The sequence below is a fragment of the Streptomyces sp. NPDC007162 genome, from assembly GCF_040634175.1.
Taxonomy (GTDB): domain Bacteria; phylum Actinomycetota; class Actinomycetes; order Streptomycetales; family Streptomycetaceae; genus Streptomyces.
In genome coordinates, this window is the sequence record NZ_JBEYFC010000338.1 from 1 (window position 1) to 10,118 (window position 10,118).

At 68.2% G+C, this 10,118-nt stretch carries 6 protein-coding genes and 2 pseudogenes; 7 read left to right on the forward strand and 1 reads right to left on the reverse strand.

Annotation, left to right across the window (positions count from 1 at the left end):
- The 6 genes and pseudogenes from ABZ646_RS31085 to ABZ646_RS31110 all read left to right on the forward strand — a co-directional run.
- Positions 1-80, forward strand: a pseudogene (locus ABZ646_RS31085) (nucleoside-diphosphate kinase); the annotation flags it as partial.
- A 590-nt stretch (positions 81-670) separates the two neighbouring features.
- Positions 671-1,294 (forward strand): TetR/AcrR family transcriptional regulator, encoded by a 624-nt coding sequence (locus tag ABZ646_RS31090; protein ID WP_360526092.1) that lies wholly within the window; start codon positions 671-673, stop codon positions 1,292-1,294.
- A gap of 103 nt (positions 1,295-1,397) precedes the next feature.
- Complete coding sequence (locus ABZ646_RS31095; RefSeq protein ID WP_360526095.1) at positions 1,398-2,363, forward strand: zinc-dependent alcohol dehydrogenase family protein; 966 nt, start codon at positions 1,398-1,400, stop codon at positions 2,361-2,363.
- A gap of 293 nt (positions 2,364-2,656) precedes the next feature.
- Positions 2,657-3,499, forward strand: a complete 843-nt coding sequence (locus ABZ646_RS31100) for an MBL fold metallo-hydrolase (protein WP_360526098.1) — start codon at positions 2,657-2,659, stop codon at positions 3,497-3,499.
- A gap of 66 nt (positions 3,500-3,565) precedes the next feature.
- A complete protein-coding gene (locus ABZ646_RS31105; protein WP_360526101.1) occupies positions 3,566-4,519 on the forward strand; it encodes a D-2-hydroxyacid dehydrogenase family protein in 954 nt (317 codons plus the stop codon).
- Between the two features lie 318 nt (positions 4,520-4,837).
- Positions 4,838-5,142: pseudogene (locus tag ABZ646_RS31110) on the forward strand (metallophosphoesterase); the annotation flags it as partial.
- Between the two features lie 364 nt (positions 5,143-5,506).
- Here the strand turns inward: ABZ646_RS31110 and ABZ646_RS31115 are convergent.
- Positions 5,507-7,348, reverse strand: coding sequence for an Ig-like domain repeat protein (locus ABZ646_RS31115; RefSeq protein ID WP_360526104.1), 1,842 nt, complete (start codon positions 7,346-7,348; stop codon positions 5,507-5,509).
- Positions 7,349-8,702: 1,354 nt separating this feature from the next.
- On the opposite strand from ABZ646_RS31115, the gene ABZ646_RS31120 reads away from it, so the two are divergent.
- Positions 8,703-9,539, forward strand: coding sequence for a hypothetical protein (locus tag ABZ646_RS31120; protein WP_360526107.1), 837 nt, complete (start codon positions 8,703-8,705; stop codon positions 9,537-9,539).
- The last annotated feature ends 579 nt before the right edge of the window (positions 9,540-10,118 follow it).

Consider the following 10,118-nt stretch of genomic DNA (forward strand, 5'->3'; position numbering starts at 1 on the left):
GTGACTTCGGCGTGATCGTCCGTGAGAACCTGATCCACGCGTCCGACTCCGAGGAGTCCGCCGAGCGCGAGGTCAAGATCCAAGGCATCCGCCAGAGCCCGCTTCTCTTCGCTAGAGAACTTTTGAGCCGGAATGTGGGCGTGAAACATTGGCATGAGTGTTTCCTCGGTTGTGTTGTTGAGGTCAAATGAGGCGATGAAGTTGGCTGTTTTCTCGGCTTAGCTAAGAGCGGATCATCGGCGAGGCGGCCGCCGGCGCAGGCTGCGACCCGAGGAGGCTCCGGCGCGTCCACAACGTGATCGGCGTGATCGGCGACCGCGGGGACGGACCGGGGCTCGTCGGCGATGTGCGGCGGTGGGCAGACACCCTCGGCGAGTGGGCCGTGGAGCTCGGCTTCGACACCAGACCCGAGCCCAGGTCAGCCACTGCCTTCGAGGACGGCGGCCTTGTTCCGCTCCGTCTCCGTCTTCGTTCGGCTCTGGGTCATCAGTCCTCCACAGGTTTGCCGGCTGACCCGACTTTGTTGACTATCTGGACCACAATGGAAGCATGAAGTGGTCCAATCGGTCAACAAGGCGAAGAGTGCCAGACGATCCGTCCGCACCGATGCGGAGGGCCGGGTGGGCGACCGTTCTGGACCACCTGGACCACAATGAGGTATCGTGAGGTCATGGGGCGAAAACGAGGCTTCGACGAGACCACCGTGCTTGATGTCGTCCGCGACCGGTTCTGGACCACCGGATTCGACGGCACGTCCACCTACGACCTCATGGATGCGACCGGCCTGGGCAAGGGCAGCATCTACAAGGCGTTCGGCAACAAGAACGCCCTGTATGTGCGCGTCTTCTCCGACTACTGCCAGGGCATCGTCGCCCAGGCCCGCGAGGAGCTGCGGGAGGGCCCGGACGCGGTGCTCACCTCACCGATGGCCCGCCTGGAGCGCTACGTCGTCTCACTCACCGACACCTTCGCCACCGAGTCGCCTCGCCGGGGATGCTTCCTCACCAAGGGCACCGCGGACCGCGCCGGAGAGGACGACATGGTGGCGGGCACGGCCCGTCGCGCGTTCGAGGACCTCGCCGGCGCCCTCGCGTCCGCGATACGCGACGCCCAGGACGCGGGAGAAGTGGCCGAGCACGCCGACGCCACGGCCCTGGGATATCTGCTGCTGAGCGTGATCAGGGGCATCGACAACATGGCCAAGGCGGGTGTCGACGCCACGACGCTCCGGCAGACGGCCCGGCAGGCGCTGGACCTGATCCCCAGGGCGTACGCACCGTACGTGCGGCGCTGACATTCCCCCCTCTCGTCCGACGACGGACATGCAGCGGCGGACATAAGCAAAATGTGCAGTTCGACTGTGGCGAAGAGCTCGCCGCCTCTCACCGGGAGTCCCTATGCGTGCCATCCAGATCACCCAGTTCGGAGAGCCGGAGGACGTCGTACGCGTCGTCGATCTCCAGGAGCCGAACGCTCCGGGCGCCGGCGAGGTCAAGGTCGCGGTCGAGTTCTCACCGCTGAACCTGCACGACCTCAAGGTCGTCAGGGGCGAGCTCGGGCGGCCACCGCTCCCGCTGGTCCTCGGCAACGAGGGTGTCGGCCGGGTTGTCGAGGCGGGCCCCGGCGTCGACACGCTCGCGGCGGGCGACCTGGTGGTTCTGCCGCTGTTTGCCGGTGCCTGGCGCGAGCGGCTGCTGCTGCCCGCCGACGGGCTGTTCCGACTGCCGGAAGGCAGCGCCGAGCAGTTCTCGATGCTGGGCAGCAATCCGCCCACGGCCGGTCTGATCCTGAGCGAGTACGCCGACCTGAGGCCCGGGGACTGGGTCGTGCAGAACGCCGCGAACTCCGGCGTCGGACGTTCCCTGATCGCCCTGGCGAAGGCCCGCGGATTCCGGACGATCAACCTCGTCCGGGACGAGTCCGTGTTCGCCGAACTGACCGCGGCCGGCGCGGACATCGTCTGCCTCGACGGCGCGACGGCGGCCGAAGAGGTTCGCAAGGCGATCGGCGATGCCCGGGTCGGGCTCGCCGTCGACTCGGTGGGCGGCGACGCTCCCGCGCGCCTGCTCGACCTGCTGTCCGAGGGCGGTGCGCTCGTCAGCTACGCCTCGGCGACCGGGCAGCCGATGTCCGTCGACGCACTGACCCTGATCGGCAAGCGCGCGACGGTACACGGATTCTTCGCCGGCCATTTCGACTACGCGACAAAGGTGCTCCCCGTCATCCGCGAGGCCGCGCCCCTGGTCGCGAGCGGAGCCCTGTTCGTTCCGCTAGGTGCCGTGTTCGACCTCGATGACATCCATACGGCGATCGAGCAGGTCGTCCGCGGCGGAAAGATCCTGCTCAAGGTGGCCCGGTCATGACGATCTCCGGAGGAACTCGCACCGTCGCGGGTCCCGCGCGGACGCGAGCCGAGCCGTAACAGGGCGTTCGAAGCGGCATCAGGGCCATTCCGCCGGGGACGATGACAACCCGGCGCGTGGCCTGACCTGCCGGAACTCTCCAGACCACCGCGTGCACGCCGGCAACGCGCGCCACGGGTTTCCAGCGTGTGGGATGTAGATCCACTGATCAATAGTGCTCACCCTCGCCAGGCAAACCGCCGCTCATTCGCGAGTTCGGTGAGGGGCAGCCCCTGCACGAGAGAAGTATCGAGATGCCCGAACTGTCCTACGAAGTCCTCGTCTCTGACGGCGTTCCCCGGAAGACCGATCTTCAGCTGCCGAACGGCGACGGGATCGTGTCCTCGCCGATCTCATCCACCCTGATCACCGGAGAACGCGACGCGGTCCTGGTGGACCCGCCGCTGACTCACACCCAGATCGCGCAGGTCGCCGAGGGCTTGGCGCGCTCAGGGAAGCGTCTGGCGTTCGTCTACGTCACCCACGGCCACCCCGACCACTGGTTCGGCACCGCGACGCTGCTGGAACGGTTCGGCGACGCCGACAGCGTGGTGTACGCCACCGAGGGCACCATCCGGCAGATGCGCAGCCAACTGGAGAGCAAGGACAAGGGGTTCGCGAAGACCTTCCCCGGGGTCCCGGCGAACACCCCGGTCCTCGCCGTGCCCGTGCCGACCGAGGGATTCCGGCTGGAGGGCCGAGTCCTCCGGGCCGTCGAGACCGGTCACACCGACACCGACGACTCCAGCGTCCTGCACGTGCCGTCGATCGGTCTCGTCGTCGCCGGGGACGTGGTCTACAACGGCGTGCACCTGATGATGCTCGAAGGCGGTGACGGCGGCCTTCAGGCGTGGCTGGACGGCATCGACCGGCTCGCCGCACTCGATCCGCGCCACGTGGTCGCCGGCCACAAGAAGGCAGACCTGCCCGACGACCCGAAGATCCTGGACGAGACCCGGCAGTACCTGCGCGACGCGATCCGGCTCCTGGCCGGCAAGCCGGAGCCGCTGGAGTTCTTCGAGGAGATGTCGAAGCTCCACGGTGACCGGCTCAACCCGGGACCCCTTTGGTACAGCGCCCTGGGCCTGCTCGCCTGAGCCACGCCGCGTCGCCACCCCGCGAAGACAGACGCATCACCTCGACGAAATACGGAGGTTGCCGACATGGCCACCCGCATGAAGATCGCGATCCTCGACGACTATCAGAACGTCGCGACGAGCCTGGCCGACTGGGCGTCGCTCGTTGCCGAGGTCGTCGTTTTCACCGAGCCGTTCGCCGACGCCGACGAGGTGGTCCGTAGCCTCGCCGGGTTCGACGTGCTCGTGGCCATGCGGGAGCGCACGCGATTCCCGGCCGAGGTCCTGGAGCGGCTGCCCGACCTTCGGCTCCTGGTCAGCACCGGCCCGGCCAATGCCGCCATCGACCTTACGGCCGCCCACAGACTCGGCATCACGGTGTGCGGGACCCGCTATGAGTCCCACCCCACCATCGAGCACACCTGGGCGCTGATCCTCGGTGCCACGAGAAACCTGGTCGTCGAGGCGGAGTCGATGCGCGCCGGCGGCTGGCAGGTATCGGTCGGCCAGGGGCTGCACGGCAGGATTCTCGGCATTCTCGGCCTCGGTCGCGTCGGCTCCGGAGTGGCACGGATCGGACAGGCCTTCGGAATGGACACCATCGCATGGAGTCGGAACCTGACCCCCGAAACCGCCGCCGAGTACGGCGTACGGGCGGTGACGAAGGAGCGACTCTTCACCGAAAGCGATGTGCTCTCGATCCACGTACCGCTCAGCAAGCAAACACGCGGGCTGGTCGGCGCGGCGGAACTCCGGTCGATGAAGCCCTCGGCCCTCCTGGTCAACACCTCACGCGGACCGGTCGTCGACGAGGTCGCCCTGATCGACGTCCTGCGTGAGGGCGCGATCCGAGCAGCCGCCCTCGACGTGTACGACACCGAGCCGCTACCCGCGGACCACCCGTTGCGGGCGCTGCCGAACGCGCTGCTCACGGGGCACGTCGGATTCGTGAACCGCGACCTGTACGAGATTTTCTATCAGGACTCCGTCGAGGACATCGCCGCGTTCCAGGCGGGTTCTCCCGTACGGCTGATGAAGTAGGAGCCGAAGACGACGACCCGACCGACTCACACACCGCCTCTCTCCCATGTGACGGCTCCGACGCGGTTCGTCACGGCGAACCGAATTCGGTACGCCTGCCGGCGCTTTCGCGCCGAGACCGGCACACCGCTGGTGTTCCTGCAGCATTTCCGTGGCGGCATGGATCACTGGGATCCTGCGGTGACGGACGGACTGGCCGCGAACCGTCCGGTCATTCTGTTCGACAATACAGGCGTCGCAAGCTCCAGTGGCCAGACCCCGGACACCGTGGAAGCGCAGGCTGATGACGCGGCGGCGCTCTCTGCCAGTACACGGCCTGGGAAGGCGCTGTTCTGTCACGCCACTCCTCGGGACGATGAAGAGGTCGTTCTGGTCGACTCACGCCTCGACCGTTGGCGAGAAGTCCTCAGCGGGCTTGACACCGACATTCGCACGGTGGTCTGCGGCACACACACATGCCGTTCGTCCGCCTCGCCCACGGCCGACTTGTGATCGACCCCGGCAGCATCGGCATGCCCTACGGACGGGCCGGCGCCCACTGGGCGCTCCTGGGCCCCGGCGTCGAACTACGCTCCACAGCCTTCGACATCGAGGCAGCCATCACCCAGGTCACCCAGGACTCAGCAGGGATTGTTCGCCCAGCCGCGGCATAGCCGCCCGGCGGCCCTCCGAGCAGCCTGCCTACCCCAGCCGACAGGGCAATACAGACATCAAGTCACGTACCGCCCTCTGAGACGGTGACGATCCGTGTGGAGAAGGAGAGGAGCGACACGTTCAGCGCTGAGGTGGGCATCTCCGTCAGCGCGGAGGTGGGTGTCAGCACCATGATCCCGCCAGAGCAGGGCAGCTGCGATCGCTTCCGCCGGGCTGTGTGTCCGGCTCGCGGTGCTCGTGTCCGCTTTGATGTGCGGCGTCGGTTGAGGCATGGACGTGAAAGGGCGGCAGCACGTCCTGCGCGCCGCCGCCCCTGTCCCGAGTCCGGCCTGCTCAGTTGCTGAAGTAGAAGTAGTTCCAGGTGCCGTATGTGGTGGTGTTCACGTTGTCGCCCGAGGAGGGGTCGATGTAGGAGGTGCGCACCCGGGCGCGTATGCCCGAGGTCCCGGGGTGGCCGAGGTTGACCACGGACTTGCCGCTGGTCCCGAGGGAGAAGTACTCCGAGTCCGTGTTGTACCACTTGCCGCCTGAGTAGACCTGGAGGTCCAGCCGCTCCTTGCGGCCCTTGTAGTAGGTCATCGTGGTGGTCAGGACGGCGTCGGTGTTCTTGTGGTAGTAGCGGTAGCGGGTCGAGCCGATCGTTCCGGTGCGGTAGTACTTGGACAGCGAGCTGGCGGTCTTCACGTGTGCGTAGGCGGTGGACTTGACGGTCCGGCCGGCGTAGCGGGCGTCGCCCTTGAAGACGGCGGTCACGGCGGTATCGCGGGACATGGTGACGGTGGCGGAGAGGTTGCCGTGCGCATCGGTTTTGCCGGTCTTGAGGAGCTTGTTCGGTTTGTCGCTTCCGTAGGGGTCGGCCCAGATCTCTACCGTGCGGTTGCTGTAGGTGGTGCCGAGGTGGGCGGTGAAGACGACGTTCTTGCCGTAGACGTAGGTCTTCTTGTTGTTGGTGAGCGTCAGGGCGGGCGTGGCGCGCGAGACGGTAACGGTGTCCGAGGCGGATGCCGGAGTGTGCGCGGTGTCGCCGGCGTAGGTCACCGTGTAGCGCACTTTGCTGCCGGCGGGCGGTGCGTCGGTGAAGGAGAAGGTGCCGTTCGCGCCCAGTGTCCGGGTGCCGAGCGTCTTGCCCGAGGGGGACAGCAGGTCGGTGCGCGTGACGTTCAGCGGTGTTCCGGCGGGCAGCTTTAGGCCGGTGGTGAGGGTGCCCTTGACGGTGAGCGTCTTGCCGCGCGTACCGGTGGCCGGGGCGTCGACGTTCAGCTTCGTCACGTACTTGCGGGGTTCGGTGACGGTCTGCAGCTGTGTGAAGTCCGTCGTCCCGGTGAGCACGAACAGCTTCGTGCCGTCCGCCGACCAGGCCGTCGAATGCCCGCCCCACGGCATCCACGAGTCCGACAGGTTGCGGACGCTGGCCGGGGCGTCGGCGCCGCCGGGGAAGACGTAGGTGTCACCGGTGTTCTCGGTGTCGAGCGAGGTCGCCGCGACCGTGCCGTCCGGGGCGACGCTGACGGTCTCCGACTCGCTGTTGACCGGGTACTCGTGCACCTCCTGGAGGTCGGAGAGCCGGTATTCGACGACCGCCCGGTTCCCCTGCCCGGCGACGAGGACCGACTGCCCGTCCGGCGTGAGCGCGGCGTCCCGGTAGAAGCCGCCCTCGTCCGCGGTGACGCGGATGACCGGAGTACCCGACGACACGTCGTAGACGACGATCGGCCCGGTGCTGATGCCGCCATCCAGGGCGACCAGGGTGTTTGGGTTCGCCGGGTCGGCGTACAGCATCGGTGTGCTGGCGAAGTCGTGGGCGCCTGCGAGGTCGAGGGCGACGGTGGCCGGGCCGGCGGTCAGGTCGACCCTGCCGAGTCCGGAGTCCCACTGGTCGCCGTAGCCGAACCAGATCCGCCCCTCGGTGAGAGCGATCCGGCGCGGCGCCGTCCCTGCGCCGGTCGGGTACTCGGCGGTCTGCGTGAGCGTCGCGGTATCGAAGGCGACGATCTTGTCCGCTCCGGTCACCGCGGCGTACAGGGTGCCGCCATCCGGGCTCAGCTGGAGATCGGACACCTGGGGCAGGCCGGAGAGCCTGCTGAGCACCTTGCCGTCGTAGCCGACGACGGAGATCGCATCGCCGCCGCTGATGTACAGGTGCTGGTGGGCACCGTCGACGACAGTGTCGCTCACGGTGCCGACACTGATCGGCACGCTGGTGTCGGCCGCCGCCGGACCAGCCGCCGCCAGCACCGCGGAACTGAAGAGAGCTGCCGTCGCGACGGCAGCCGGAAATGTGCGGATACGCACGGAGATTCAAACCCCCCAACGACATGCGGCCGCTGTGCGCGGCCGATACCGGCCCTGCAGCCGATGAGCGAAGGGTAAGCCACCGCTCCAACACCCCATCCAGCACCCTCAGTTCGGCGAACCTGGCTGGCGGCCAGAATGACCGGCCTCCACCCGACAAGCACATTCCGCGGACATGTCCGCCGGGCTCCGGAGCCCCGTGCGGAAGGGCGCCGACGAGGGCTGCCCCTGCGCCTGGCGGCGAGGGGGGCACGGACGGCCGAGGGTCGGGGCCATAGTGAACCGAAACCCGTCGCCGTCCACCACCTCATGCACTGCACGACGAACGGCATCGTCGCCTTCAAGACGTCATGCCACCCATCAGTCCCGCCCGGGCCAGCGCGCTCGCGCCGCGCAGAAGGCCAAGGGCCGCACCGGTGAATACACCGAGCTGTTGCGCGCTAGGCTCGGTCCGCACGGCGCCCGCAGGGGGGCCGTCCACGCCGAACCCGCCCAACTGCGCGCCGACTCCGGTACCGACGGGGAGAGGATCGCCCGCCGGATGGACGCGGTGGTGGGCCGTGCGGCGAATGACCACACACTGAAGCACGCCCTGCTGCGCACGCCCGGGACTGTGGGGCCCACGCCCGCCTTCGCCCCGTCCTGGCCGACAGCACGCCGCCGGCGAAGTCGCGCTACACGACGCGCCCTTGGTCCAGGCGGTCTACACGGCACTGGAGACGGCCGTCGAGCAGGAGGCGGACGCGAACCTGCTGTGTGCGGCCGCGGACAACCTGGACCTGTTCGTCGGCGTCAGCCACATCGGCAGCCCCGCGACGGACGCCGCTTGCTGGTTCATCCTCCAGGAGGTGGCCCGCTTCGCGTGCACCGCCGCCAGCCGCTGCACCCCGAGGCCGTGGTTAGGGGATGGCCACGCTGCTGGGCATCGGCGCGGCCGACGCGGACGCTGGAAACCGACGCGGCCGTCCGCCGTACGGCGGCCTGTGCCGGACGTTGGTGACCGGGGCGGCGGGGACGTCCCGCCTGGCGCGGCCCCGCGTCCACGGGACGGCCGTACCGGGCTGGGTGCAAGGGGGGACTCGGGAGTTCGGCGTGCTTGGGGAGATCCTCCGACGGCATGGTCCTGGCTGACGTCAAAAACGTGAGGACGTCCGCTGTCCGGGCCTGTCAGTGTGTCCCGTTAGAGTCATCGACAGCAGAACTCGCAATCGAATCACGGCAATTGGGTGGGGAACTCATGAAGCTGAAGTGCACCGCTGCCTGGGTGGGGTTCACGGCGGCGGCGACGGTCGCGGTGTCCGGGTGCGGCTCCAGCGGCGCGAAGACGGCCGTCTCGGCCGTGAACAGCGCGGACAAGATCATGGCGGTGCTGTCGCGCGCGACCGACCGGACCGACCAGCTCGGCTCGGCGAAGGTCAGGGTGAGCACGGACCCCGGCACGGGCAGCGCCCCGATCACGTTGAACGGCACCTTCTCCTGGGGAGACGGCCTGGCGATGGATGTCCGGATGGACACCAAGGCCGCGAACATGCAGGCGCTCCAGCACCGCGCGACGATCCGGACGCTGTTTGTGAAGGGTGCCTACTACTACAACGTGGACCCCCGGGCCTCCGGACCCCTCAAGGGCAAGGAATGGATGAAGGTGGACTCGTCGGCGCTCTTCGGGGACAAGGCCGCACAAGCCTTCAGCGGGAGCAGCGGAGGCAACCCCGCGGCCACGCTGAAGTACCTCAAGTACGCCAGCGACGTGAAGGAACTCGGCAAGGAGACCGTCGACGGGCAGAGCACGGCCCACTACCGGGCCGTCGTCGACAAGGCGCAGCTGGGGAAGTACAAGGATGCTTACGGCAGTGCCGGCATGAACTCGCTGACCGGCGGCGCCGACTCGGTGATCATGAACGTGTGGATCGGCGCCAAGGACCTGCCGGTCCGCCTGAAGGAGGGGTTCGGCAAGGCGACCGTGACCATGGACTTCGAGAAGTTCGGCGCCACCGCCCCGGTGAAGGCGCCACCGGCCGCCCAGACCGCCGACCTCACCGAGAGGATCAAGAACGCCCGGAGCCAGCAGGGCTGACCCCAGCACGCCGGTGTCCCGCCACTGTGAGGGGAGGCGGGCCCACCGCACGTGGCAGCTGTCGGCACGGCCGTGGACACCCAGGCACATCGCACCACACCTAACTGATCGGCCCGGCTCTGTCCCTCCCGCCCTCCGCTGCACGCCACGCGGAGCCTGATGGCCGACCAGCTTTGCCGCGAGGTGCGATTGGCGAGCTGCGGAAAGGGCCCGGCCCGAAGACCCGTACTACGCTGAGGCCATGCGTATCGGCGAGGCGCTTGACCGCTGGGGCATTCCCCTCAACGTAGGCGCCGGCACCGCCGCGTAGACCCTCACCACGGCCGTCAGCGGCCCGCACTCCATCGCCCTCATCAGCGGCGGGCTCTGGGCCTGGGATGGCCACCACGCCGGCGTCCGTTCCGTCTTGTCCGGTCTCTTCGCCCAGGCAGTGACCTGGGACGGTTTCGTCCGCCCGCGCCGAGAACCGGTCGACCCGTCGCCGCTCTACCAGCCGATGGCCGCCCGCATGCGGCAAACCGAGCATTACGTGAGCGCCTTTGCCGCCCATCACGGACTAGTCTTCTGAGTCAGGAATTC

Excerpts from the sequence above, each read along its gene's own strand:
- ABZ646_RS31090 (WP_360526092.1), top strand. The coding sequence starts at position 671 with ATGGGGCGAAAACGAGGCTTCGACGAGACCACCGTGCTTGATGTCGTC.
- ABZ646_RS31095 (WP_360526095.1), top strand. The coding sequence starts at position 1,398 with ATGCGTGCCATCCAGATCACCCAGTTCGGAGAGCCGGAGGACGTCGTA.
- ABZ646_RS31100 (WP_360526098.1), top strand. The coding sequence starts at position 2,657 with ATGCCCGAACTGTCCTACGAAGTCCTCGTCTCTGACGGCGTTCCCCGG.
- ABZ646_RS31105 (WP_360526101.1), top strand. The coding sequence starts at position 3,566 with ATGGCCACCCGCATGAAGATCGCGATCCTCGACGACTATCAGAACGTC.
- ABZ646_RS31120 (WP_360526107.1), top strand. The coding sequence starts at position 8,703 with ATGAAGCTGAAGTGCACCGCTGCCTGGGTGGGGTTCACGGCGGCGGCG.